Source organism: Micromonospora sp. DT201, from assembly GCF_049841575.1.
Lineage (GTDB): Bacteria > Actinomycetota > Actinomycetes > Mycobacteriales > Micromonosporaceae > Micromonospora.
Map to the genome: position 1 here is coordinate 78,170 of NZ_JBNCKP010000005.1, position 24,424 is coordinate 102,593.

A 24,424-nucleotide genomic window follows, 5' to 3' on the forward strand; every position below is an offset into this window, starting at 1 on the left:
CGCCCCGCCCGCCCTGCCCCCTCAAGCCGGCAAGATCCGCGCAACATCCCTGAAACTGCTGCCTCCCGCGCATCTGAGGCAGCAACTTCAGGGATGTTGCGCGGATCTTGGCGCGGCACGGGGTGCGGGCGTGCGAGGCGTGCGGGCGTGCGAGGCGTGCGGGCGTGCGGGGTGCGGGCGTGCGGGGTGTGGGCGTGCGAGGCGTGCGGGGTGTGGGCGTGCGGGGTGTGGCGGGCGGGGCGCAGACGTGCGGGGTGTGGCGGGCGGGGCGCAGACGTGCGGGAGCCCCCGGTCCCTCGCGGGGACCGGGGGCTCCCGGACGACGTCAGCTCAGCCGGCCTGCTCGGCGAGCTGGAGGAACTGCCGCTTGGCAGCGAGTGCCTGCTCGGCGTCCTTGATCCGGCGCGCGTCCCCGGCGCTCTGCGCCCGGGCCAGCCGTTCCTCGGCTTCCGCAACCTGCGCCCGCATCTGGGCGAGCAGCGGGTTGTCCTCCTTGGTGGTGCGGCGCCACGCCGAGTCCATCACCTCGCGGACCTTGTCGTCGATGACGCGTAGCCGGCGGTCCAGCCCGGCGGCTGCCTCGCGGGGCACCCGACCGGCCTCGTGCCACTGTGCCTGGATCTCCCGCAGCTTGGCCTGGGCGCCCTTCGGGTCGGCGTCGATGTCCAACGCCTCCGCCTGGGCGAGGAGGGACTGCTTGCGCTCCAGGTTGCCGCGCTGCTCGTTGTCCCGTGCGGAGAAGACCTCACTGCGCCGGCTGAAGAAGGCGTCCTGCGCGCCCCGGAATCGTTCCCAGAGCTTCTGCTCGGCCTCCTTGGAGGCGCGCGGCGCGGCCTTCCACTGCGTCATCAGGTCCTTGAGCTGGTTGGCGGTGGCGGCCCAGTCGGTGGATTCCTGAAGCTTCTCCGCTTCGGCGACCAGCTCCTCCTTGGCCGTCTGCGCCTGCTTGCGCTGGGAGTCCAGGGAGGCGAAGTGGGCGCCTCGACGCCGGGTGAAACCGTCCCGGGCGGCGGCGAACCGCTTCCACAGCTCACCGTCGGCCTTCTTGTCGACCCCACGGACGGTCTTCCACTCGTCGAGGATCTCCTTGAGCCGGTCCCCGGCGGTCTTCCATCCGGTGGACTCGGCCGCGAGCTTCTCGGCCTCTTCGACCAGCGCGGTCTTGCGGGCCAGTGCCTCGCCGCGAGCGGCGTCCCGGGCCGCGCGAGCTTCGCCGGCCTTCTCCTCGGCGAGGGTGGCCAGCTTGTCCAGGCGAGCGGCCAGCGCGTCGATGTCGCCGACCACGTTGGCCTCGGGCAGCGTGGTACGAATCCGCCGGATCGTGCTCAGCGAGTGCCCGGCATCCGCCGCACCCGACTTGAGACGCGCTTCGGTCAGGTCCACCTCGGTCACCAGATCGGCGAAGCGGCGTGCGAAGTGTGCCAGGCCTTCCTCCGGTGCCCCCGCCTGCCAGGATCCGACCACCCGCTCGCCCTCGGTGGTCTTGACGTACACGGTGCCGTCCGCGTCCACCCGTCCGAAGGCAGTCCAGTCGCTCATGTGCCCATCCTCGTTCTCCCGGCGTCGAGGGAAGGATCCCCCGTCGCCGCCACGGCGCAGCCAAGTTGCTTCCGGCATTGTCACAGGTCCGACCCGGTCCGCGTCGAGCGCCTATCGCCGACCGTGACCATACGGTGTCCTAGGGGCCGAATGACCGGATCGGCGCGGAGACGCTCCGGGGATTCCCGCTACGGTGAATAGGTGCCCTTGGTCGTCGCTGCCGTCTGCCCGCATCCGCCCCTGCTCGTGCCCGAGGTGGCCGGCTCCACGGCCCCGGAGCTGGACGATCTTCGGGCGGCCTGTGATACCGCCGTACGCCGGTTACTGGCCGCCGACCCGGACACTGTGCTGCTGCTCGGCACCGGCCCGGTGACCGGCCCGATCGGCACCCCGGCGACGGGCTCCCTGCAACCCTGGGGTGTCGACCTGGACGTGCCGTTGGTCTCCGGTCAGCCCGACCGCGGTGCGGTGCTGCCGTTGAGCCTGACCATCGGGGCGTGGTTGCTGGCCCGGCACGAGACGCCGGCGCCGGTGACCGCCGTGCAGGTGGCCGCCGACGCCGGGCCGGCCGAGCTGGCCGCGCTCGCTGAGGAGGTCAACGCCGCGGGTGACCGGGTGGCGGTGCTGGTTCTCGGGGACGGGTCGGCCTGCCGGGGGGAGAGGGCCCCGGGGTACGACGACCCGCGCGCCCGCCCGTACGACCAGCGGGTTGCCGCGGCGCTGGCCGATGCGGACCTGGACGTCCTGCTCGACCTCGACCCGGTGGTGTCGGCGGAGCTGAAGGCCGCCGGCCGTGCGCCCTGGCAGGTGCTCGCCGGCGCGGCCCGTTCGGCTGGCGGCGGGTGGCGGGGCGAGCTGCTGCACGACTCGGCACCCTTCGGCGTCGCCTACTTCGTGGCGTCCTGGGAGCGGGTGTGACCAGCGACGGGCCTGGCACGGTCGTCGCGGTGGTCGGCCCGACCGCGGCGGGTAAGTCGGCGCTGAGCATCGCGTTGGCGCACGCCCTCGACGGGGAGGTGGTCAACGCCGACTCGATGCAGCTCTACCGGGGCATGGACATCGGGACCGCCAAGCTGACCCCCGCCGAGCGGGACGGGGTGCCGCACCACCTGCTGGACATCTGGGAGGTCACCGAGCCGGCGAGCGTCGCGGAGTACCAGCGGCTGGCCCGCGCGGCGGTGGACGACATCCTGTCCCGGGGGCGGGTGCCACTGTTGGTCGGCGGGTCGGGGCTGTATGTGCGGGCAGTGCTGGAGCGTTTCGAGTTCCCCGGCACCGATGCGGTGCTGCGCGAGCGGCTGGAGCGGGAGTTGGCCGAGGTCGGCCCGGCACCGCTGTACGCGCGGCTGCGCGCCGCCGACCCGGTCGCCGCCGAGGGCATCCTTCCCGGCAACGGGCGGCGGATCGTCCGGGCCCTGGAGGTGATCGAGCTCACCGGAGCACCGTTCACCGCGTCTCTGCCGCAGCCCACGCCGTACTACCCGTCGGTGCAGCTTGGCGTCGACCTGGACACGGGGCTGCTGGATGAGCGGATCGCGCTGAGGGTCGACCGGATGTGGGCCGATGGTCTGGTGCCGGAGACCCGCGAGTTGGTCGGGCGTGGGCTGGCCGGCGGGCGGACGGCGAGCAGGGCGCTCGGCTACCAGCAGGTGCTGCGGCTGTTCGCCGGTGAGCTGACCGAGTCGCAGGCGCACGACGAGACGGTCCGGGCCACCCGACGGTTCGTCCGCAAGCAGCGGTCCTGGTTCCGGCGCGACCCGCGGATCCACTGGCTGGACTCGGCCGCACCGGACCTGATCGGGGCCGCCCTGCGCCTGGTGCCGGCTGCTGCGCGATGATGGGGGCGTGGAGTTCACCAAGGGCCACGGCACCGGCAACGACTTCGTTCTCCTTCCCGATCCGGACGGTCAGCTCGACCTGACCCCGGAGCTGGTCGCGGCGCTCTGCGACCGGCGACGCGGCATCGGCGCGGACGGCGTACTGCGGGTGGTCCGCGCGGCAAAGCATCCGGAGGGCGCCGGGCTGGCCGGCGAGGCCGAGTGGTTCATGGATTACTGGAACGCCGACGGCTCGTTCGCCGAGATGTGCGGCAACGGTGCCCGGGTCTTCGTGCGCTACCTGCTCGACACCGGGTTGGCGACGCCCGCCGGAGCGGCGCTGCCGGTGGCCACCCGGGCCGGCGTCGTGCGCGCGCTTGTCGAGGACGGCATGGTGTCCGTCGAGATGCGCCGCCCCCGGCTGTACGACAGCTCCACCGCCACCCTCGGCGGGCTGACCCTGCCCGGCACCGCCGTGGACGTTGGCAACCCGCACCTGGTCTGCGTCCTACCGCCCGGCGTGGAGTTGTCCGCGCTGGACCTGGCCACCGCGCCCGGCTTCGATCCGACGGTCTTCCCGGCGGGGGTGAACGTGGAGTTCATCGTGGCGGGTGACCCGGTCGACGGAGCCGATGGGCACGCCCTGATGCGGGTGTACGAGCGCGGCAGCGCCGAGACCCTGTCCTGCGGCACCGGTGCCTGCGCGGTGGGCGCTGTGGCCCTGCGCGACGTCGGCCGGGACACCGGCGTGATCGCCGTAGACGTCCTCGGCGGTCGCGTAACGGTCACCGTCACCGAGACCTCCTGCTGGCTGTCCGGCCCCGCCGTCCTGGTAGCCACAGGCGAGGTAAACCTTCCCACCCTGCCCGCCGCCGTCTGACGCTGAGCTGATCCGCACGCTCGGGCTGCCGTCGGTCGTTGCGGCCCCTTTGCTCTGCTTCACCCCAGGCAACACCCGGTGTCCGACTATCGGACACTCGCCGTTGCCTGGGTTGAAGCAGAGCAAAGCGGGGGAGACGACCCAGCCGGGGGCCGCCTCTCCCGCTCCCGGCGTCACACGGCCGGACTACTCGTCAGGGCGTCGCGCTGGCGTTGGCTGCGATCTCGGGGAGGTCTGCCGGGCCGGGGTCGGCGGCCGGGAGCGGGCTGGGGTTGTGCGCGGCGGCGCGGACGGCGGCGGCGACCGCCGGGGCGACCCGGGAGTCGAAGACGCTCGGCACGATCACCGTCGGGTTGATCTTGTCTTCGCCGACGACGTCGGCGATCGCCCGGGCAGCGGCGATCGCCATCTCCTCGGTGAACTCCTCGGCGTGCGCGTCCAGCATGCCGCGGAACACCCCGGGGAAGGCGAGCACGTTGTTGATCTGGTTCGGCTGGTCCGAGCGGCCGGTGGCGACCACGGCGGCGTGCTTGCGCGCCTCCCGCGGGTCGACCTCCGGGTCCGGGTTGGCGAGCGCGAAGACGATCGCGTCCTTGGCCATCCCGGCGATGTCGTCGCCGGTGAGCAGGTTCGGCGCGCTCACACCGATGAACACGTCGGCACCCCGGATCGCACCCGGCAGGTCACCCGAGTAGTTCTCCTTGTTGGTGTTCTCCGCCAGCCACTGCCACGCCGAGTTGAGCCCGGTCAGCCCGCGGTGCAGGGCACCCTGCCGGTCGTACGCGATGATGTCGCCGACGCCCTGACGCAGCAGCAGCTTCATGATCGCGGTGCCGGCCGCACCGGCTCCGGAGACCACCACCCGGACGTCCCCGAGCTGCTTGCCCACTACCCGCAGCGCGTTGGTCAGCGCGGCCAGCACGCAGATCGCGGTGCCGTGCTGGTCGTCGTGGAAGACCGGGATGTCCAGCGCCTCGCGCAGCCGGGCCTCGATCTCGAAGCAGCGCGGCGCGGCGATGTCCTCCAGGTTGATCCCGCCGTACGCCGGCGCGATCGCCTTCACGATCTGCACGATCTCGTCGGTGTCCTGGGTGTCCAGCACCACCGGCCAGGCGTCCACCCCGCCGAAGCGCTTGAACAGCGCCGCCTTGCCCTCCATCACCGGCAGCGACGCGGCCGGGCCCAGGTTGCCCAGGCCGAGCACCGCCGAACCGTCGCTGACCACCGCGACGGTGTTGCGCTTGATGGTCAGTCGCCGGGCGTCCGCCGGGTTCTCGGCGATCGCCATGCAGACCCGGGCCACCCCCGGGGTGTACGCCCGGGACAGCTCGTCGCGGTTACGCAGCGCGACCTTCGAGGTCACCTCGATCTTGCCGCCGAGGTGCAGGAGGAACGTCCGGTCCGACACCTTTCGCACGTCCACGCCGTCCAGTGCGGTCAGCGCGTCGACCACCTGGTCGGCGTGGCTGGCGTCGGCGGTGTCGCAGGTCAGGTCGACGATCACATGGGTCGGGTCCGAGTCCACCACGTCCAGCGCCGTGACGATCGCCCCGGCTTCGCCCACCGAGGTGGTGAGCCGGCCGATCGAGGAGGCGTCCGCGGTCACGGCGATCCGGATGGTGATAGAAAATCCGGCGCTCGGCAGTCGGGTGATGGCCACGGGATCCCTCCGTCACGGCTGTGCGGCCGGTCGGCCGCCGCCCGCATTTCTACCGGGTTGTCGTAGCCCACCAGCATTCGCCCCCGCTTTTGGTCACCTTGAGCATGGGCATATAGCAGGTGCGTTCAGCGTTGTGTCATGTCAGGATTACGTCCTACTTATCAAAACGGACAGGAGAACCGCTTGCGAGACCAGGAGAGCTTCGTCCCCGTCGAGGACGAGCTCGACGACATCACCACCGGCGAGATGGAGCTGTCGGAGCGGCAGTCCCTCCGACGCGTCCCGGGCCTGTCAACCGAGCTCACCGACGTCACCGAGGTGGAATACCGGCAGCTGCGGCTGGAGCGGGTCGTCCTGGTGGGTGTCTGGACCGAGGGCACGGTGACCGACGCCGAAAATTCGCTGACCGAGCTTGCCGCGCTGGCCGAGACCGCCGGCTCGCAGGTGCTCGAAGGGCTCATCCAGCGCCGCACCCGACCCGACCCGGCCACCTACATTGGCCGAGGCAAGGTCGATGACCTCAGCGCGGTGGTGCTCGCCACCGGTGCCGACACGGTCATCTGCGACGGTGAGTTGTCCCCGTCGCAGCTGCGCAACCTGGAGCAGCGCACCAAGGTCAAGGTTGTCGACCGGACCGCGCTGATCCTCGACATCTTCGCCCAGCACGCCAAGAGCAAGGAAGGTAAGGCGCAGGTCGAGCTGGCTCAGCTCCAATACCTGCTGCCCCGACTACGCGGTTGGGGCGAGACGCTCTCCCGGCAGACCGGTGGTTCCGGCCGCGGTGGCGGCGCCGGCGGCGGTGTGGGTGTCCGTGGTCCCGGTGAGACCAAGCTGGAGACCGATCGGCGGCGTATTCGCCACCGCATCTCCCGGCTGCGTCGCGAGATCAAGGACATGAAGACGGTACGCGTGACCAAGCGCGCCCGCCGTTCCCGCAACGCCGTCCCCGCGATCGCCATCGCCGGCTACACAAACGCCGGCAAGTCCAGCCTGCTCAACCGCCTGACCGGCGCGGGCGTGCTTGTGGAGAACGCGTTGTTCGCCACGTTGGACCCGACCACCCGTAAGGCGACCGCCTCGGACGGCCGGATCTACACCCTCTCCGACACGGTCGGCTTCGTCCGGCACCTGCCGCACCAGATCGTCGAGGCATTCCGCTCGACGCTGGAGGAGGTCGCGGAGGCGGATCTGGTGGTGCACGTCGTCGACGGCACCCACCCGGATCCGGAGGAGCAGGTCCGGGCGGTCCACGCGGTGCTCGCCGAGGTCAGCGCCGACCGGCTCCCCGAGTTGCTGGTGGTCAACAAGACCGACGCGGCCGACGAGGACACGCTGCTGCGGCTCAAGCGGCTCTGGCCGGACGCGATCTTCGTGTCCGCGTACTCCGGGCGGGGCATCGACGGGCTGCGTGCGGCGATCGAGGAGCGGCTGCCGCGCCCGGCCGTGGAGGTCCGGGCCGTGCTGCCGTACGACCGCGGTGACCTGGTGGCCCGGGTGCACAGCACAGGCGAGGTGCTCAGCACGTCGCACCTGCCGGAGGGCACCATGCTGCACGTGCGCGTCGGCGCGGAGCTCGCTGCGGAGTTGGCACCGTTCGACGTCGAGCGGCAGGGTCAGGCGGCTGGCAGCCGATCCTGAGCGACCACGGCGTCATCCATCGGAAACGCGTGGCATGCGACACTGGCCGAATGCGCCGCGTTGTTTCCTCGGTCACGGTTGCCCTCGGCCTGTTTGGGGCAACCGTGGCGCTCGCCGGAGTCGCCGCCGCGGCTCCCGCCCCCGGGTTGTCCGTGCTCCCCGCCGTCGCTGCCGGCCAGAAGCGGTGCGCGATCATCGACGAGCGGCTGCGGGAGCTGGCCGGCCTGGTCGCGACCAAGAGTGGCTACATCGTCATCAACGATGACACCGAGGTCGCGGCGCGCGAGCGGGTCTTCTTCCTCGACAGCAAATGCAAGATCTCGAAGGATCCGGTCAAGTACCCGGGGCAGGGCCCGACCGACACCGAGGATCTGGCCCTCTCCAAGGATGGCGCCACCCTCTGGATCGCGGACACCGGTAACGCCACCACCGCGAAGGAGCGCCGCACGCGCGTCGCGCTCTGGTCGATGCCGGTCACCGGTGCGAAGCAGCCGACGTTGCACCGGCTCTCCTACCCTGAGGCCAAACCGCACGACGCCGAGGCGTTGCTCATTGGCGACGACGGCAAGCCGCTGATCATCACGAAGGTGACGAGCGGCAAAGCCGAGATCTACACCCCGACGGCGGCTCTGAAGAACGGCGACACCGATCCGGTACCGATGCGTAAGGTCGGCGAGATCGCGCTGCCGAAGACGCAGACGGAGAACCCGCTCAACACGTTCGGGCGGATCGCCATCACCGGCGCGTCCCGTTCGCCGGACGGTTCCCGGGTGGTTCTGCGCACCTACGCGGATGCTTTCGAGTTCGACGTGAGCGGCGGTGACATCGTCGGCGCGCTCACCACCGGCAAGCCCCGGGTGACGGCACTGGCCGACCCGTTCGGCGAGGCCATCAGCTACTCCTCGGACGGCAAGACGTTCCTCACCGTCTCCGACGCGGGCCAGTTGACCGATGACGAGTCCCTCGACATCCTCAGCTATACGCCGTCCAGCTCGACCGCGGTGCCAGTGGCTCCGGCCGGTGCCGCCAAGCCGGCCGCCTCGAAGTCCTGGACCTCCGGGCTGGGCCTCGACGAGATCATGTACCTGGTCGGCGCGGTCGGGGTGCTCGGCCTGCTGCTGGTCGGCGCCGGCGTCATCGGCATCGTCCGGGCGCGTCGCCGGCCGCCGGCCGCCGATGCGGCCGAGACGTCCAACCCGGATGGCGAGCCGTTCGGCCCGCGCGCAGGCCGTGCCTTCGACGATTCCCCGGCACCTGGTGACCGTAAGGGTGGTGTCTACGGTGGCGGCGCCCCGGCGGGCAGCGCGACCTACGGCGCTGGCGCGGGTCGCGGTGGCCCGGCCCCGGCGGGTGGTGCCGTGTACGGCGGCGGCCGGCCGGCAGTCGCCGACGGTGGCTACGGTGCGCCACAGTCAGGCGGCGGTCCCGGTGGCGGCGTGTACGGCGGCGGACGTCCTCCAGCCGGTGGTGGCGGTCGCCCTCAGGGTGGTGGTGGTCGCCCTCAGGGTGGTGGTCGTCCTCAGGGTGGTGGCGCCGGTCGTCCTCCAGCCGGTGGTGGCGGTCGTCCCCCGGTCGGTGGCGGCGGTCGTCCGCAGGGCACCGGCGGTCGTCCTGGCGGCGGCGTGTACGGCGGTGACGGCGGTCAGCCCGGCCCCGGTCGTGCGGAGCCGCCTCGGCGCGGTGAGCAGGAGCCCGACTACCGGGGCCAGCGGCCCGGCCGTCGGCGTGACGACGACGCGCCCATCGACCCGTACGGGCAGTACCCGGGCGGTCGCGGCCACCGGGGCGACCGCTACTGACGGGCGTTGGGGGCGCTCATCCGCCCCCTGGGACAACCAGTGTGGGTGAGCGCCCGCGGGCACTCACCCACCGACCGGTCAGATTCGGCGCAGCACCGCCACGACGCGGCCCATGATGGTGGCGTCGTCACCGGGGATCGGGTCGAAGGCCGGGTTCTGTGGCATCAGCCAGACGTGCCCGTCACGTCGCCGGTAGGTCTTGACGGTCGCCTCGCCGTCGAGCATGGCGGCCACGATCTCGCCCGAGTCGGCGGTCGGCTGCTGCCGAACGACCACCCAGTCGCCGTCGCAGATCGCCGCGTCGAGCATCGAGTCGCCCTTGACCTGGAGCATGAAGACCTCGCCCTCGCCCACCAGCTCGCGGGGCAGCGGGAAGATGTCTTCCACGGCCTGCTCGGCGAGGATCGGCCCACCGGCGGCGATCCGACCGAGCATCGGCACGTACGCCGGGGTCGGCCGTTGTGCCCGGGACAGCTCGTCGTCGATGGCCTCGCTGGGGGCGCGGACATCCACCGCGCGCGGCCGGTTGGGGTCGCGGCGCAGGAAGCCCTTCTTTTCCAGCTCCTTGAGCTGGTAGGCGACGCTGGACGGCGACACCAGGCCGACAGCCTCGCCGATCTCCCGGACGCTCGGCGGGTAGCCGTGCCGCTCCACCCAGGTGCGAATGAACTCAAGGATGCGACGCTGGCGGGCGGTCAGGTCGACCGTCGCCGGGTCGGGGAAGGCGCTGACCACCGGGGTGACCGGGCGCACGGCGGGCTGGCCCGTCCGGCTGCGCGCGGCACTGCGGCGTCGGGTGGCTGGCGGGCCCGCGTCGGTGATCTGCTGCGGGCTCTTCGGCCGGCTGGCCCGGTCCTCGGTCACGTCCGTCCTCCCTGGTCGGCGCTGGGTGCCTCGTCGGCTCGTGGTGCGTGCGGTGGTGCCACGTTGTTCATGACCGTATAGGTGAGATCGGTCATTTTCAAACATCTGTACGACCTCTCACTGGCGTGTCGGGGCGAAAAGCCGCGTTGTCGGCTGATTTCCGGACCACTTCGGCCTGCTGGGCGGTAACCCGGGCGGGGTCTCGGCGTTGGGTCTTCGGGCGTGCTGGTGGGGGCGGATGACCGGATGGTCCGTGACGCGCCGGACACGCCGTCCAACTTGACCCGGCTTCCCCAGCGACATACGGTCGACCCCTAGATGTAGTAGTGACACGGGCGTAAGTTGCCCACAGGTTGGGTCCGACTACCGACCGCACTCCCGTAACGTCGATCACGGCGGGCGTCATCCGAGGATGGCACCGTCGCGGTGAGTCGTGCCCAGGGGTGCCCGGTGCGGTCGCAGTCGATCATTTGCAAGGAGGTGCGCGATGCGGTGTCCGTACTGCCGGCACGCTGACTCCCGGGTGGTCGACTCGCGGGAGGCCGACGACGGCCAGCTCATCCGACGGCGGCGATCCTGCCCGGAGTGCGGCAAGCGGTTCACCACCGTCGAGGAGGCGGTCCTCGCAGTCGTGAAGCGCAGCGGGGTGACCGAGCCGTTCAGCCGTACGAAGATCATCGGCGGGGTGCGTAAGGCGTGCCAGGGCCGGCCGGTCGACGAGGACTCGATCGCGTTGCTGGCTCAGAAGGTCGAGGAGACGGTGCGGGCCAAGGGTGCGGCCGAGATCCCCAGCCACGATGTGGGGCTGGCGATCCTGGGCCCGCTGCAGGGCCTGGACGAGGTGGCGTACCTGCGGTTCGCCAGCGTCTACCGGTCCTTCGACTCGCTCGCCGACTTCGAGCAGGAGATTGAGACATTGCGGGCCGCCGCCCATGCCCGCGAGGGCGCGGCGGGGGTCGGGGCGGCGGGGCCCGCCGGTCGTACCAACTGAGATTTTTGTTTTTTGAGGGGGCGGATGAGATGCCGGGGGATGGTGTGACGACAAGCAGGTCACGAAGCAAGGCCAACGCGAGCGCTGGGCTGAAGATCGAGCGAGTGTGGACGACCGAGGGTGTCCACCCGTACGACGAGGTCACCTGGGAGCGCCGCGACGTCGTGATGACGAACTGGCGGGACGGCTCGATCAACTTCGAGCAGCGTGGGGTCGAGTTCCCGCAGTCGTGGAGCGTGAACGCGGCCAACATCGTCACCACGAAGTACTTCCGGGGCGCGGTGGGGACCCCGGAGCGGGAGTGGTCGCTCAAGCAGTTGATCGACCGGGTGGTCACCACCTACCGCACCGCGGGTGAGGAGTACGGCTACTTCGCCAGCCCGGCGGACGCCGAGATCTTCGGGCACGAGCTGACCTGGATGCTGCTGCACCAGGTGTTCAGCTTCAACTCGCCGGTCTGGTTCAACGTCGGCACGCCGTCGCCGCAGCAGGTCAGCGCCTGCTTCATCCTGGCCGTCGACGACTCGATGGACTCGATCCTCGACTGGTACAAGGAGGAGGGGCTGATCTTCAAGGGCGGCTCCGGGTCCGGGGTCAACCTTTCGCGGATCCGTTCCTCCCGTGAGTTGCTCTCCTCCGGCGGCACCGCCTCCGGCCCGGTCAGCTTCATGCGCGGCGCGGACGCCTCTGCCGGCACCATCAAGTCCGGTGGGGCGACCCGCCGCGCGGCCAAGATGGTCATCATCGACGTCGACCACCCGGACATCGAGGAGTTCGTGGTCACGAAGGCGCGCGAGGAGCACAAGATCCGCGCGCTGCGCGACGCCGGGTTCGACATGGACCTTGGCGGCTCCGACATCGTCAGCGTGCAGTACCAGAACGCCAACAACTCGGTCCGGGTCTCGGACGAGTTCATGTCGGCGGTGGAGACCGGCGGCGGCTTCGACCTGCGCGGTCGGCTGGACGGCGCGGTGATCGACACCGTCGACGCCAAGAAGCTGTTCCGCACCATCTCCCAGGCTGCCTGGGAGTGCGCCGACCCGGGCCTGCAGTACGACGACACGATCAACGACTGGCACACCTGCCCGGAGACCGGGCGGATCACCGCGTCGAACCCGTGCTCGGAGTACCTGCACCTGGACAACTCCTCGTGCAACCTGGCCTCGCTCAACCTGATGAAGTTCCTCCGCGCCGACGGTGGCTTCGAGGTGGAGAAGTTCGTCAAGTCCGTCGAGTTCGTCATCACCGCGATGGACATCTCGATCTGCTTCGCGGACTTCCCGACCGAGAAGATCGGCGAGACCTCCCGCGCCTACCGGCAGCTCGGCATCGGCTACGCCAACCTCGGCGCCCTGCTGATGGCCACCGGCCTGCCGTACGACTCGGAGCAGGGCCGCTCGGTCGCCGCGTCGATCACGTCCCTGATGACCGGCACCGCCTACCGCCGCTCGGCTGAGCTGGCTGGCGTCGTCGGCGCGTACGACGGCTACGCCCGCAACGCCGAGCCGCACAAGCGGGTCATGCGTAAGCACGCCGCAGCCAACGACGAGATCAAGCCGACCAGCCCGGTGGCCACCGCGATCGTCCGCGAGGCGACCAAGCAGTGGACCCAGGGCAACAAGATCGGTGACAAGTTCGGTTGGCGCAACGCGCAGGCGAGCGTCCTCGCGCCGACCGGCACGATCGGCTTCATGATGGACTGCGACACGACCGGCGTGGAGCCGGACCTGGCGCTTGTCAAGTTCAAGAAGCTGGTCGGCGGCGGCTCGATGCAGATCGTCAACCAGACGGTTCCGCGCGCCCTGCGCAGCCTCGGCTACCCCGAGGAGCAGGTCGAGGCGATCGTCGAGCACATCGCCGACCACGGCCACGTGGTGGACGCCCCGGGCCTCAAGCCGGAGCACTACCCGGTCTTCGACTGCGCCATGGGGGAGCGGACGATCGCCCCGATGGGGCACGTGCGGATGATGGCGGCGATCCAGCCGTTCGTCTCCGGTGCCATCTCCAAGACGGTCAACATGCCGGAGGCAGCCACCGTCGAGGACGTCGAGAAGATCTACTTCGAGGGCTGGAAGCTCGGCCTCAAGGCGCTGGCGATCTACCGGGACAACTGCAAGGTCGGCCAGCCGCTCTCGGTGGCCAAGTCCAACAAGGCCACCGAGCCGGCCGCCGTCGAGACCGCGCCGGCCGCCCCGGCCGCGGTGGAGAAGGTCATCGAGTACCGGCCGGTGCGTAAGCGCCTGCCGAAGAAGCGCCCGTCCGAGACGGTCAGCTTCTCCGTCGGCGGCGCCGAGGGCTACCTGACCGCGTCGTCCTACCCGGATGACGGCCTCGGTGAGGTCTTCCTCAAGATGTCCAAGCAGGGCTCGACCCTGGCCGGGGTGATGGACGCCTTCTCGGTGGCCATCAGCATCGGCCTGCAGTACGGCGTGCCGCTGGAGACGTTCGTCAGCAAGTTCACCAACATGCGCTTCGAGCCGGCCGGTATGACCGACGACCCGGACGTGCGGATGGCGGCCTCGGTGATGGACTACATCTTCCGTCGCCTGGCGCTGGACTTCCTGCCGTACGAGCGCCGTGCCGAGCTGGGCATCTTCACCGCGTCCGAGCGGGCCGCCCAACTGCGGGCCGAGGCCGACGCGGAAGCTGCCGCGGTCACTGGTGTGGAGCTCACCGCGATGGCGTCCTCGGCACCGGTGGAGACCCCGGCCAAGCCGGAGGCCGTCGCGCAGCCGGCCCAGGAGATGGCCGACGTGGCCGCCGCCAAGCCGGCTCCGAGCGTGGGTTCCAGCACCGAGTTGCTGGAGGCCGTGATCGGCAAGGCCGCCGACGCACCGCTCTGCTTCACCTGCGGTACGAAGATGCGCCCGGCCGGTAGCTGCTACGTCTGCGAGGGCTGCGGCTCCACCAGCGGCTGCAGCTGACGTAACGCGAAACGCGGGCGCTGCCCCGGCTTCCCTCGTGGGAGTCGGGGCAGCGCCTTATCCAGGTGTTCGTGTTGTTGCCCTGATCATGCCGAGGCCGGCGGCATACCTGCGGCGGTGACCGGGCTACTGGCTCGCGCGTTCGGCGGCGCGTACGGCGTTGCGGAACAGCATCGCGACGGTGGTCGGACCGACCCCGCCAACCCGGGGCGTGATGGCGCCGGCGACCTCGGCGCACGCTTCGTCCACGTCCGGTAGGAGACGCCGCCCTTCGTACCGGACGCCGGCACCGATGACGACGGCGCCGGGCTTGACGTGCTCAGGCTGAACGATCCGGGGTACGCCGGCGGCGGCGACGAGGATGTCGGCGCGGCGGGTGTAGCGGGCCCAGTCGGGCACGCCAGTGTGTACGACGGTGACGGCGGCGTTGGCGGTCGGGCGCTTCTGGGCGAGCAGCATCGCCAGGGGTCGGCCAAGGGTGGCACCCCGGCCGAGGATGACGACCTCACGACCGGCGACCGGGATCTCGTAGTGCGCCAGGAGGGCTTCGATGCCGGCGGGAGTGCACGGCAGCGGGCCGGGCAGGCCGACGGCGAGACGCCCCATGTTCAGCGGATGCATGCCGTCGACGTCCTTGTCCGGGTCGATGGTCTGCAGCGCCGCGTCGTAGTCCAGATGCCCCGGAACGGGGTACTGCACGAGCAGTCCGTGCACGGCGGGATCGGCGTTGAATCGGGCAATGGACCGGTGTAGGTCGGCCTGGGCGGCGGTGGCAGGCAGATGCACGTGCGGCGACGCGAACCCGAGCGCGGCGGCCTGACGCTGCTTGATGGCGATGTAACCGGCGCTGGCGTCGTCGTCGCCGACGAGGATGGTGGCGAGGCTCGGTGTGATCCCGCGGCTGCGTAGGCGGGCGGCTGCGGCGGCGGTCTCGGCCAGGACGGCCTCGGCGACGGGTGCACCCGGCAGGAGTCGGGCTGGGCCCGACGGGGTGTGGTGTTCTACGGATTTGCTGGTCGTGGTCATGACGGTCCCTCGACGCAGGCGCCCAGGCGGTCGACGCCCGCGAGAGGCTCCCCGATGGTTGCACCATCCCCGTGCCGCCAGTCGCCGGTGGTTCGATAATGCCGCATGACCAGGGCGACTGCCCACCTGGACCAGCAGAGCCCTTGAGTGCCGGGCAGACCCGCACCGGGGGCATGGTGCCGTTCGTCGATATACCTCAGAGTCATATTAATGACTCTGAGGTATATCGCTCGTCGGCATTGGTGCCGTCGACGGAGCCGGGCGGGCGGGCGCGCCCACCCGCTACCCGCGCCGCGTGCGTCAGGCGGAGAGTTCCGCCCGGATCAGCGCGGCCAACTCGACGGGCTGAGAAAGGAACGGCGAGTGCGAGGAGTTCATCCGCAACACCCGCTCGGCCCGCTTGGCCATGAGCTCCTGGGCGAAGGGCGGAAGAGCGTTGTCGGCCTCACAGATGATGTAGGTGCTGGGAATGGTGCGCCACGCCGCCTCGGTCAGCGGCTGCTGCGTCGAGGCCCAGGACTGGAGTCCGAGTCGTGCAATGGCCTGTTCCGCGATCTCCGGATCGACGTCGCCGTAGAAGACCTCTCGGGGCTGCGATGGCTCGATGTGACCCTTGCCCTTCAGGTCCGTCCGCTCGTGCACCTCCCACCACGGCGGAGCAACGCCACCGGCGGTGGAGAAGAGCGAATCGCCGACGTCCGGCTGAAAAGCAGCGAGATAAACAATTCGGCGTACGTTGTCCGCGGCAGCGAGCGCCTCCGTGACCGGGGCACCACCGTAGGAGTGGGCGACGACCACGACCGGGCCGTCGATGGCGGCGACGGCGGCCTTGACCACGGCCGCGTCGTCGTAGAGGTCCCCGAGGGCAGCGGGGTCGTTGCCGCTACTGGGTAGCGCAACGGTGTGGATCTCGATATCCGGGAACTGCTCGACGAGCGACTGCCAGGCCCAGGGCCCGTGCCAGGCGCCGTGTACGAGAAGAAGCGACGGAATGCTGTTCAAGATAATGTTCCTGCCCGCATGGATTCAAATGATCGGATCTGGAGTGCGTTGCCGCCACGCGCCGTCGCGTATCAGCGCAGCGCCCATCCCGACCGGCGACAGCGGAAATATATGCCGCTACTTTCGGGTAGCAAGGTGCGGTCGACTATGAGCCGAGCCACAAGCCCGGCGTCGACGGTGCAGCCGTGACTAACACCACGTAGCCCGGTTTCCGTGCTGCATCCATGCACGTATACATAGCGATTTCTTTATTGCTGAACGCGGCGGGAAAAACAAACTCGTTTCTCGTGCCAATGCGGATGTATGTGATTCCCGGCGCCGACGGCCGGGCCAGCTGCCCTGAGCGGTGCTGGGCACGCCCAGCCTCGACCGGTCAGCTCGGACCGGTCAGGGCTGGGCGAACAGGGGCCCGTAGTTCGAGCGGAACATCTGCTCGCCGAGGCGGCGCATCACCAGGTCGCGCAGCGTGGGCGGGAGCCCGGTGGCCTTGTCGCGGCGATGGGTCTGGCTGAGCACCCAGTTCGTACGCGGGCGGCGCCGCGCCTCGTACCCGCGCAGGGCCTCGGCGATGGACCCGGCGGTGGCCAACGACGAAGCGAGCACGACCGCGTCCTCCAGGGCCATCGCCGCGCCCTGGGCCATGTTCGGCGAGGTGGCGTGGGCGGCGTCGCCGATCAGCAGCACCGGCCCCCGGGACCACGAGTCGAGCACGACCTCCTGGTTGGGCCCGGCGTGCAGGGTGCTGTCGTCGTGGTCGAGGGCCTTGAGCATGACGCCGACCGGGTCGGTGTACGTCGCGCCCAGCTCCTCACGCCAGCCCGGCCGGTCGACCACCGGGCCGTCGTTGTAGTAGCAGTACGTCTGCTCGGCGCTGATCGGGATCGTGAGGAACTGCCGACCGCGCCCCAACTGCACCGACCAGACCGGCTCGTCGTCGATGCGGGGAGCGACCCACCGGTACGCGTATTGGCCGAGGTCGCGGGCCGCCTGACCGTCGAAGGTGAGCCGGCGGACCGTCGAGTTCACCCCGTCGGCGCCGATCACCAGGTCGTACCGTTGCGTACTGCCATCGTCGAACTCGACGGCGACCAGGTCGCCCTCTTCGGCGAGCGCGACCGGCTGGCGGCCCCAGCGGATCGGCGCGTCGCCGACACCGGCGAGCAGCGCCCGGTGCAACTGCGCCCGGGGCAGCGACACACACGGGCCGACGCCCTGCCACAGCGCGGTCACGTCGATGTCGAAGAGGCGACGGCCGCGCTGGTTGGCGCTGCGCTGCCGCGTGATCTCCACGGCGACGTCGGCGACCGGCTCCCGCAGACCGAGTACGTCGAGCATGCGGGTCGCGTTGCCGGTGAGGTAGATGCCAGTGCCGGAGTCGGTCGGCCCGGGTGCCCGCTCGACCACGTCGACCGTCGCGCCCCAACCCCGCAACGCGGCCACCGTCGCCAATCCCGCGACACCACCGCCAACGATCAGTACCCGAACACCTTCACCCTGCACGACACGTACCTCTCCGTTGACCTCTGCCGGTCGGCTGAGCTGCTGCTCAACGTTCCGGCCGCCGCAGCACTCTACGAGGCGGGTGAGGCGACGCACGTCAACGGGGGCTGAAATGCCGTGAAACGGCTGCGACGATGAGGGGCATGACAACCGCCGAGGCATACGTCAGGTTCGGTAGCCGCGAGGTGCGCGGGTTGTCGCCCACGTACGAGCGCCTGTCGCACGCTGTGGCCCACGACGACGCCCTGCTCGCCCTGCTCGGCACGCTTCCACCCGCCAAACGACAGCCGAACCTGCTGTTCGGCGTCGTCCGCTGGCTCGGCGGCCCGGTCGACGACCCGGTCGCCTTCCTCGACTACACGGTGACGCACTGGCCCGCCGTTGAGGCGCAGCTGCGCACCCGGGCCACCCAGACGAACGAGAGCGGCCGCTGCGCAGCCCTGCTGCCGGTGCTCGCCGCTCTGCCGCAGCCCCTTGCCCTGCTGGAGGTCGGTGCGTCTGCCGGGCTCTGCCTCTATCCCGACCGGTACGCGTACCGCTACGGCGAGCATCAGGTCGGGTCCGGCGAGCCGGTCCTGGAGTGCGCGGCAAGCGGGTTGGTGCCGCCGACGCGCGTACCCCAGGTGGTGTGGCGGGCCGGCCTCGACCTCAACCCGCTCGACGTGACCGACCCCGACGATGTGTCCTGGCTGGACGCGCTGATCTGGCCGGAGCACGCGCACCGGCGGGCCCGGCTTCGTGCCGCGGCGGCGGTCGCGGCGGCGGACCCGCCGCTGCTTGTCCGCGGTGACCTCGTGGACGACCTGCCGGCGCTGGCCACTCAGGCACCAGCCGGCGCGACGCTTGTGGTCTTTCACACGTCGGTGCTCTACCAGGTGCCCGCCCCGCGCCGGGAGGCGTTCGTTCGGCTGGTCGGTGACCTGCCCGGGCACTGGGTCGCAAACGAGGCCCCGGATGTGCTGCGGTACGACGGCTTGCCCCACCCGCCGAACGATGCGCTGCACAACGTTCTCGCGCTCGACGGGAAGCCGCTGGCGTGGACCCGAGGGCACGGCCAGGCGGTGACCTGGTTCGGCTGACACCCGGGGGTCGACCCACCAGCTCAGTGAGCCGGCTCGGGCATCCGGGCGTGCAGAGCCTGGAGGAACCAGGCCACCGCTGGCGCGACCGCATCGCCGGCCGACCAGCCGTTGATCACCGACAGCAGGTCGAGGTACCGGTCCCGGCGGGGGTCGTTGGCCACTGTCAGCCGGTCGAGCAGCCGCTGGCGCAGATCGGCGTCGTCGGGACGGCCCTGGAGGCTCGCATACCGGCTGGTGACCGCCGCGACCACGGCATCGGCTCCCGGCCCGGTCGGATCGAGGTTGACCGCGAGGGCGGGGGCCACCGCGTCCCGGACCACCGCGACGGCGTCCGGGCGGGGCAGCCCCGGGACGTCGTGGTCGGCGGCGTGCTGCCGCGCCAACCGCCGCATGCTTGCGCGGAAGGTGGGATCCTGGCACAGCTCGGCCAGCTCCAACCATGCCTCGACCTGCTCGGTGGTGGGCTCGTCGGGCAGCTGCGGTGTCATCGAGACGATCACGCCCGGGTAGGTGGGCTGGTCGTCCGCGCCCTCGAAGACGATGTCCAGGAAATCCCCGACCAGGTGCTCCCGCTCACGCGCGGTGAGCTGGGCCAGCCGGTGCAGGTCGTCCACCTCGGCCGCTCCCGACCCTCGCCTCGCCGCCACCAGGAGCACCGCCCGCCGGAGCCCCAGGAGACGGATCTGCACCGCCAGCGCCTCGGCGTGCGCGGCGGCCACCTCCGCCAACGGCACCTCGCAATCCACCACGCGGAGGATGGTGGCCAGGTCGACGCCCAGGTCACGCAGTGTGCGGACCAACTCCAACCGGGCGACAGCGTCCGGGCCGTACCGCCGGTAGCCGGCCGGGCTCCGGTCGGTCGGTGGCGCGATCCCGCTGTCGGCGTAGTACCGGATGGTCTTGACGCTCAGGCCGGTCCGCTGTGCCAGGTCGCCGATCGTGTAACGCGTCTCCCCGCTCATGCCCCCACCCTCGCGTCTCCCCCCGGTGGAGACTCAAGCCTTTCGCACCCGTTCGTTGCGGAGCAGGACGACGCCGTTGCTGAACTCCCGGCTCTCCACCAGCCGCAGGTCGGGCAGGCCGTCAGCGTCGGGGAAGGGTCGGCGGCCTCGGCCGAGCAGCACCGGATGGATGTAGGTCCGGTATTCGTCGATCAGGTCGTGCTCGGCGAAGGACACGGCCAGGTTGGCGCCGCCGAGCGCCAGGTCACCGCCGGCCTCGGCGGTGAGCTTGCGGACCTGCTCGACGTCGACCTCACGCACGACTGTGGCGTTCCAGTCGGCATGGTCGAGGGTGCGGGAGTAGACGATCTTCGGCATGTCCCGCCAGATGCGGGCGTACTCGCGCATGGGGCCGCTGGCGGTCGGGTCCTGGTCGGCAGTCGGCCAGAACGCGGCCATCAGCTCGTAGGTGACGCGGCCGTTGAGGAACCCGCCCATCGGGGCGATCTCCTCGTTGAAGTGCCAGTGCAACTCGTCGTCGACCTGGTGCCAGCCGAGGTCGCCGTCCGGGCCCTCGAAGAACCCGTCCAACGACACGCTCATGTGCATAACGATCTTCCGCATGGCGCCCCTCCACGCTCGTCAAGGTGGTCGACCCCGAGCATTGTCGGATGCTACGACGAAACCGGTGGCGTGTCGCGCATCCGGCGTAGCGGGGAGCAGACCACGAACAGGCACGCGGCCCAGGTGCCCAGCACGCACACCCAGAGTGCCCCGCGCAGCCCCAGCGCGGTGCCGAGCGCGCCTCCGGTGAGCGCGCCGAGCGGGATCACCCCGAAACAGATCCAGAGGAACGCCGCATTGACGCGACCGAGGATCGCCGACGGGGTGATCCGCTGCCGGTACGACATGGCTGCCACGTTGAACAGCACCGCGTTGGCCGAGAACGCGGCCAGCCCGACCCCGTAGAGCAGCACCCCCCAGCCGGGCTGGGCCAGCGGCAGGAACAGGTAGAACGGGCCTGGGGCCGTCATCGCCACCCAGATCACCCGAGCCGAGCCGAGCCAGGCCGTCAGCCGAGCGGCCAGCACCCCCACCACCAGCCCGCCGACGGCGCTGACCGAGAAGACCAGCCCCACCTGCACCGGGTTGGCGTGCAGCTCGCGGACCAGGAAGGTCACCTCGATCGAACCCGACGCCATCACCCAGAAGTTCGACCAGGTGGTGCAGGCCAGGATGCTGACCAGGAGTGGCTGTCGGCGGATGAAACCGAGCCCGTCGGTCAGCTCCACCCGCAGCGGCACACGAGGTGCCGGCTCGCGGCGTACCGGGGCCTCCCGGATCAGGACCAGCGTCAGCGCGCTGACCAGGAAGGCGAACCCGTTGGTCAGGAACGTGCGGGCCGCCCCGACCAGCCCGATCAACGCGCCACTGATCGTCGGGCCGACCAGCTCGGCGGCATCCTGGCTGATGGTGAGCTTGGCGTTGCCGTCCACCAGCAGGTCCGCCGGGACCAGCCGGGGCAACAGGCTCTTGTACGCCACGGTGAACAGCACGGTGAGCACTCCACCGAGCCCGACCACCGCGTACAGGAAGGGCAGGGTGAGGTGGCCGGCCAGGGCGGCCACCGGCAGGGACAGCATGAGCGCGGCTCGACCCAGGTCACACGCGATCATCAGCCGCCGTTGGTCGAGCCGGTCGGCGACGATGCCCGCAGGCAGCGAGAAGAGCAGGTACGGCAGCCAGGCCAGGACGGTCAACAGGGAGATTTGAAAGACGCTGGCGTGCAGGGTGTCCGCGGCGAGCAGCGGCACCGCCACGCCGGCGATCCGAGTGCCCAGCTCGCTGACTGTCTGGCCGCCCCAGAGCAGCAGGAAGTTCCGGGTGCGCCACAGCGAGAGGGGCGTCCCCGCCTCGATCATCGGGGACTGCTCCACCTGCTGACTCACGGTCGCTGCCTGTCTGTGCGGGTCTGCGCCGCTGGCCAGCGGCTCGCGGACTCTACCGACGCGCCGCCCCACCCGGCACGGCAATTCCGCCGGCCCCGGGCTGTGCTGCCCAGCACACGGGCGAGGCGGACCGCCGCGCTGGCCCGGCACGGCTGAGTCGCAGCCACGGCCGTCCCTAGACTGCTGTGGTGACCGGAGAGCGACGACCCCTGGCCGATCGGCCGCTCACCGAGCCGCACCCGTCACGGCTGTCGCCCGAGCACCCCGACCGGGTCAGGGTCCTCGCCGCGCACGCCGCCGCGCTGGCCGCCGGGGAGGCCGGCTACCTCGACCCGGCGACCGGGCTGTTCGTGCTCAGTGCCGACTTCCTGGCTCGGCGCGGCACGTGCTGCGGGCGCGGTTGCCGGCACTGCCCGTACGTGGATGATCCACAGCCCGGATAAGCGTCAACTAGCCGGCGGAACGAGGGCTTCCGCCCGGCACCCGACACCCCGTACGGTGTCCGACGGGCATCTGGCGGGCACCTTCCGCCGTCGGTCGGCGAGAGGGTGGAACGTGCGCGGGCGGATCGTGGTCGCCGGGCTGGCGGGGCTGCTGGTGAGCGGCTGCGCCGCCGAGGCCGAGCCGGTGGCGGTGCCGCCACCGGCGCCGATCGCGGTGGACGTGGCGGCGGCCTCGTCGGGCGGTGCCTGCCGACTGCTGGACTTCACGGTGATCGAGCAGTTGGTCAAGGTGCGCTTCGACGTGGCGGCTTCCAGCGAGCAGGGCGATACGCACACCTGTGTGATCCGAGCCGGGGGCGCTGCGCTGCCGGAGTTGACGCTGAGTGTGTCCGAAACCACGATCGACAAGGCCACCTTCGCCGCGGACGTGGTGCCCGACAAGGCGGCGAAGGTCACCGGGTTGGGCCAGCAGGCGTACCGGCGGACCACCGCTGCGGCGAGCGGGCACGGACCGGTCGCCGAGGTGGGGTGGCTGGCGACCGACGGACGGTTGGCCGCGTTGAGCTGGACCGGCGCGCGTGGCAGCGAGCGCACGGCGGCGGAGAAGTTGGCCGGAGACCTGGCCGCACTGGCCAAGAAGGTGGACACCCGGGCGCTGTGACGCCCGGGTGTCCGGTTGGTCAGCTGGCGGCGACGAAGACCCGCGAGGCGACCTCGCGGGGCAGCCGCACCCGGTCACCCGACCGGTCGATCGACACCCCGTCGCGCTCCTGCGCCACCGTCACCGTGGCACCCGGGTCGACGCCGGCGGCGTGCAGTTGGCGCAGCACGTCGGCGTCCTTCTGCACGCTCTCGCAGATCCGGCGCACCACGACCGGCCCGGAGAGCCCGGGGAAGGCCAGATTGCGCTCGCCGTCAGCGACCTCGGTGGTCTCCGCCGCCGGCGAACCCAGCGCCTGTAGCCCTGGAATCGGGTTGCCGTACGGGGAGCGGGTCGGCCGGTTGAGCAGGTCGTAGACCCGCTTCTCCACCGCGTCGCTCATCACGTGCTCCCAGCGGCAGGCCTCCTCGTGGGCCTCCTCGTAGGGCATCCCGATGACGTTGACCAGCAGCAGCTCGGCGAGGCGGTGCTTGCGCATCACCGACACGGCGCTGTCACGACCCTGTGCGGTGAGCGTCAGGTGTCGGTCGCCCTCAACGGTGAGTAGGCCGTCGCGCTCCATCCGGGCGACGGTCTGGCTCACCGTGGGGCCGCTCTGCTGCAGCCGTTCGGCGATCCGGGCACGCAGCGGCGGCACCCCCTCCTCTTCCAACTCGAGGATGGTGCGCAGGTACATTTCGGTCGTGTCGACCAGGTCGTGAGACTTCATAACGTCAGCGGCCCTCCGGTGCACGATGTTACCTCGGCAAGCAGCCAACGACCGCCGCCGAACCGCGTGCCGTCAACGCGAATGGTGTTGGATGGTCGCCATGTCCGGTACTCAGGAGCCGCTGGTCGAGGTCGCTCAGCTCGCCGCCGAGCTTGACCACGCCGATCCGCCCACCCTGCTCGACGTCCGCTGGCGGCTCACCGGCCCGCCCGGTCGCGACGACTACCTCGCCGGCCACCTGCCCGGCGCGGTCTTCATCGACCTGGACACCGCGCTCTGCGGGCCTCCGGGCACCGGCGGTCGGCATCCACTGCCCGACCCGGCCGCGTTGCAGGCCGCGCTGCGGGCCGCTGGCGTCCGCGCCGGTCACCCTGTGGTCGTGTACGACGGTGGCGACGGCCTGGCCGCCGCGCGGGCCTGGTGGACGCTGCGCTGGGCGGGGCACGGCCAGGTGCGCCTGCTGCACGGTGGCTACCCGGCCTGGGTCGCCTCCAGCCAGCCCGTTCGGACCGACGCGCCCGTGCCGACTCCCGGTGACGTGGTGGTACGCCCAGGTGGTCTCCCGGTGCTCGACGCGGGGCAGACCGCCGCGTTGGCCGCCGAGGCCGACACTGTGTTGCTCGACGTGCGGGCGGCGCCCCGCTACCGGGGCGAGGTGGAGCCGATCGATCCGGTCGCCGGACACGTGCCGGGAGCGGTGAACCTGCCTGCCGGGGAGTACGTCGGCCCGGACGGACGTTTCCTGGCCGATGTGTTGCACGAGCGGTTCGCCGCCGCCGGGGTGACCGATGCGCGGGCCGTCGGGGCGTACTGCGGCTCCGGGGTGACCGCCGCGCAGGCGGTGCTCGCGCTGCACCTGGCCGGCCGCGCGGACGCGGCTCTCTACGTTGGATCGTGGAGCAACTGGGTGGCCGACCCGAGCCGACCGGTCGCCTCGGGGCCGACATCTGGCCGCTGACCAGCGCGTGCGGTGGGTCGGCGACGGTCCTCGTGCGACGA

General features: G+C 71.0%; 21 protein-coding genes and 1 riboswitch. Of the genes, 11 read left to right on the forward strand and 10 right to left on the reverse strand.

Annotated elements, in window-relative coordinates:
- Positions 1–330: 330 nt before the first annotated feature.
- On the reverse strand, positions 331–1,539 hold the full coding sequence (locus tag ACLQ28_RS12035) for a DUF349 domain-containing protein (RefSeq protein ID WP_425686317.1): 1,209 nt from the start codon (positions 1,537–1,539) through the stop codon (positions 331–333).
- A 201-nt stretch (positions 1,540–1,740) separates the two neighbouring features.
- Here ACLQ28_RS12035 and ACLQ28_RS12040 point away from each other — a divergent pair, with 201 nt between their 5' ends.
- From ACLQ28_RS12040 to dapF, 3 genes are read left to right on the forward strand one after another with little or no spacing between them, the layout of a single operon-like run.
- Positions 1,741–2,457, forward strand: a complete 717-nt coding sequence (locus tag ACLQ28_RS12040) for a class III extradiol dioxygenase subunit B-like domain-containing protein (protein ID WP_425686318.1) — start codon at positions 1,741–1,743, stop codon at positions 2,455–2,457.
- Positions 2,442–3,377 carry a tRNA (adenosine(37)-N6)-dimethylallyltransferase MiaA gene (miaA, locus tag ACLQ28_RS12045; RefSeq protein ID WP_425686551.1) on the forward strand — a complete coding sequence of 312 codons (936 nt, stop codon included), beginning with the start codon at positions 2,442–2,444 and terminating at the stop codon, positions 3,375–3,377. Before ACLQ28_RS12040 ends, miaA begins: the two co-directional genes overlap by 16 nt.
- A 7-nt stretch (positions 3,378–3,384) precedes the next feature.
- Positions 3,385–4,236: a diaminopimelate epimerase gene (gene dapF / locus ACLQ28_RS12050; RefSeq protein WP_425686319.1), complete on the forward strand. Its 852-nt coding sequence runs from the start codon at positions 3,385–3,387 to the stop codon at positions 4,234–4,236.
- Between the two features lie 193 nt (positions 4,237–4,429).
- Here the strand turns inward: dapF and ACLQ28_RS12055 are convergent, their stop codons facing one another.
- Positions 4,430–5,896: an NAD-dependent malic enzyme gene (locus ACLQ28_RS12055; RefSeq protein ID WP_425686320.1), complete on the reverse strand. Its 1,467-nt coding sequence runs from the start codon at positions 5,894–5,896 to the stop codon at positions 4,430–4,432.
- Positions 5,897–6,079: 183 nt separating this feature from the next.
- On the opposite strand from ACLQ28_RS12055, the gene hflX reads away from it, so the two are divergent.
- Together hflX and ACLQ28_RS12065 are read left to right on the forward strand one after the other, a co-directional pair.
- A complete protein-coding gene (gene hflX / locus ACLQ28_RS12060) occupies positions 6,080–7,534 on the forward strand; it encodes a GTPase HflX (RefSeq protein WP_425686321.1) in 1,455 nt (484 codons plus the stop codon).
- A gap of 50 nt (positions 7,535–7,584) precedes the next feature.
- Positions 7,585–9,333, forward strand: a complete 1,749-nt coding sequence (locus tag ACLQ28_RS12065) for a hypothetical protein (RefSeq protein WP_425686322.1) — start codon at positions 7,585–7,587, stop codon at positions 9,331–9,333.
- Between the two features lie 78 nt (positions 9,334–9,411).
- Here ACLQ28_RS12065 and lexA read toward each other — a convergent pair whose 3' ends face one another.
- On the reverse strand, positions 9,412–10,197 hold the full coding sequence (gene lexA / locus ACLQ28_RS12070; RefSeq protein WP_110563337.1) for a transcriptional repressor LexA: 786 nt from the start codon (positions 10,195–10,197) through the stop codon (positions 9,412–9,414).
- Between the two features lie 487 nt (positions 10,198–10,684).
- Between lexA and nrdR the strand changes: the two genes are divergently transcribed.
- Positions 10,685–11,188, forward strand: a complete 504-nt coding sequence (gene nrdR / locus ACLQ28_RS12075) for a transcriptional regulator NrdR (protein ID WP_425686323.1) — start codon at positions 10,685–10,687, stop codon at positions 11,186–11,188.
- Between the two features lie 29 nt (positions 11,189–11,217).
- Complete coding sequence (locus tag ACLQ28_RS12080; RefSeq protein ID WP_425686324.1) at positions 11,218–14,112, forward strand: vitamin B12-dependent ribonucleotide reductase; 2,895 nt, start codon at positions 11,218–11,220, stop codon at positions 14,110–14,112.
- A gap of 126 nt (positions 14,113–14,238) precedes the next feature.
- On the opposite strand, the gene ACLQ28_RS12085 is transcribed toward ACLQ28_RS12080, so the two are convergent.
- From ACLQ28_RS12085 to ACLQ28_RS12095, 3 genes are all read right to left on the reverse strand, one after another.
- Complete coding sequence (locus tag ACLQ28_RS12085; protein ID WP_425686325.1) at positions 14,239–15,138, reverse strand: bifunctional 5,10-methylenetetrahydrofolate dehydrogenase/5,10-methenyltetrahydrofolate cyclohydrolase; 900 nt, start codon at positions 15,136–15,138, stop codon at positions 14,239–14,241.
- A gap of 13 nt (positions 15,139–15,151) precedes the next feature.
- A riboswitch (ZMP/ZTP riboswitch) is annotated at positions 15,152–15,233 on the reverse strand.
- A gap of 205 nt (positions 15,234–15,438) precedes the next feature.
- Positions 15,439–16,140: an alpha/beta hydrolase gene (locus ACLQ28_RS12090; RefSeq protein WP_425686326.1), complete on the reverse strand. Its 702-nt coding sequence runs from the start codon at positions 16,138–16,140 to the stop codon at positions 15,439–15,441.
- A 387-nt stretch (positions 16,141–16,527) separates the two neighbouring features.
- Positions 16,528–17,640, reverse strand: coding sequence for an FAD-dependent monooxygenase (locus ACLQ28_RS12095; protein ID WP_425686327.1), 1,113 nt, complete (start codon positions 17,638–17,640; stop codon positions 16,528–16,530).
- 143 nt (positions 17,641–17,783) lie between these two features.
- Between ACLQ28_RS12095 and ACLQ28_RS12100 the strand changes: the two genes are divergently transcribed.
- A complete protein-coding gene (locus tag ACLQ28_RS12100; protein ID WP_425686328.1) occupies positions 17,784–18,719 on the forward strand; it encodes a DUF2332 domain-containing protein in 936 nt (311 codons plus the stop codon).
- 23 nt (positions 18,720–18,742) lie between these two features.
- Here ACLQ28_RS12100 and ACLQ28_RS12105 read toward each other — a convergent pair whose 3' ends face one another.
- Genes ACLQ28_RS12105 through ACLQ28_RS12115 form a run of 3 tightly spaced genes read right to left on the reverse strand, consistent with a single transcriptional unit; the run spans position 18,743 to position 21,612 of the window.
- The gene (locus ACLQ28_RS12105) at positions 18,743–19,684 is read right to left on the reverse strand and encodes a MerR family transcriptional regulator (RefSeq protein ID WP_425686329.1); all 942 of its coding nucleotides are present in this window, start codon (positions 19,682–19,684) and stop codon (positions 18,743–18,745) included.
- A 33-nt stretch (positions 19,685–19,717) separates the two neighbouring features.
- Positions 19,718–20,287 (reverse strand): dihydrofolate reductase family protein, encoded by a 570-nt coding sequence (locus tag ACLQ28_RS12110; protein WP_425686330.1) that lies wholly within the window; start codon positions 20,285–20,287, stop codon positions 19,718–19,720.
- Between the two features lie 50 nt (positions 20,288–20,337).
- A complete protein-coding gene (locus tag ACLQ28_RS12115) occupies positions 20,338–21,612 on the reverse strand; it encodes an MFS transporter (RefSeq protein WP_425686331.1) in 1,275 nt (424 codons plus the stop codon).
- A gap of 188 nt (positions 21,613–21,800) precedes the next feature.
- Here ACLQ28_RS12115 and ACLQ28_RS12120 point away from each other — a divergent pair, with 188 nt between their 5' ends.
- Positions 21,801–22,055 carry a DUF5522 domain-containing protein gene (locus tag ACLQ28_RS12120; RefSeq protein ID WP_425686332.1) on the forward strand — a complete coding sequence of 85 codons (255 nt, stop codon included), beginning with the start codon at positions 21,801–21,803 and terminating at the stop codon, positions 22,053–22,055.
- 112 nt (positions 22,056–22,167) lie between these two features.
- On the forward strand, positions 22,168–22,716 hold the full coding sequence (locus ACLQ28_RS12125) for a hypothetical protein (protein ID WP_425686333.1): 549 nt from the start codon (positions 22,168–22,170) through the stop codon (positions 22,714–22,716).
- 19 nt (positions 22,717–22,735) lie between these two features.
- Here ACLQ28_RS12125 and ACLQ28_RS12130 read toward each other — a convergent pair whose 3' ends face one another.
- The gene (locus ACLQ28_RS12130; protein ID WP_425686334.1) at positions 22,736–23,425 is read right to left on the reverse strand and encodes a metal-dependent transcriptional regulator; all 690 of its coding nucleotides are present in this window, start codon (positions 23,423–23,425) and stop codon (positions 22,736–22,738) included.
- Between the two features lie 100 nt (positions 23,426–23,525).
- Between ACLQ28_RS12130 and ACLQ28_RS12135 the strand changes: the two genes are divergently transcribed.
- The gene (locus tag ACLQ28_RS12135) at positions 23,526–24,383 is read left to right on the forward strand and encodes a sulfurtransferase (RefSeq protein WP_425686335.1); all 858 of its coding nucleotides are present in this window, start codon (positions 23,526–23,528) and stop codon (positions 24,381–24,383) included.
- Positions 24,384–24,424 lie beyond the last annotated feature (41 nt).

Coding starts and splice junctions, on each gene's coding strand:
- ACLQ28_RS12035 (WP_425686317.1), bottom strand. CDS start 1,539: ATGAGCGACTGGACTGCCTTCGGACGGGTGGACGCGGACGGCACCGTG.
- ACLQ28_RS12065 (WP_425686322.1), top strand. CDS start 7,585: ATGCGCCGCGTTGTTTCCTCGGTCACGGTTGCCCTCGGCCTGTTTGGG.
- nrdR (WP_425686323.1), top strand. CDS start 10,685: ATGCGGTGTCCGTACTGCCGGCACGCTGACTCCCGGGTGGTCGACTCG.
- ACLQ28_RS12080 (WP_425686324.1), top strand. CDS start 11,218: ATGCCGGGGGATGGTGTGACGACAAGCAGGTCACGAAGCAAGGCCAAC.
- ACLQ28_RS12085 (WP_425686325.1), bottom strand. CDS start 15,138: ATGACCACGACCAGCAAATCCGTAGAACACCACACCCCGTCGGGCCCA.
- ACLQ28_RS12100 (WP_425686328.1), top strand. CDS start 17,784: ATGACAACCGCCGAGGCATACGTCAGGTTCGGTAGCCGCGAGGTGCGC.
- ACLQ28_RS12105 (WP_425686329.1), bottom strand. CDS start 19,684: ATGAGCGGGGAGACGCGTTACACGATCGGCGACCTGGCACAGCGGACC.
- ACLQ28_RS12110 (WP_425686330.1), bottom strand. CDS start 20,287: ATGCGGAAGATCGTTATGCACATGAGCGTGTCGTTGGACGGGTTCTTC.
- ACLQ28_RS12130 (WP_425686334.1), bottom strand. CDS start 23,425: ATGAAGTCTCACGACCTGGTCGACACGACCGAAATGTACCTGCGCACC.
- ACLQ28_RS12135 (WP_425686335.1), top strand. CDS start 23,526: ATGTCCGGTACTCAGGAGCCGCTGGTCGAGGTCGCTCAGCTCGCCGCC.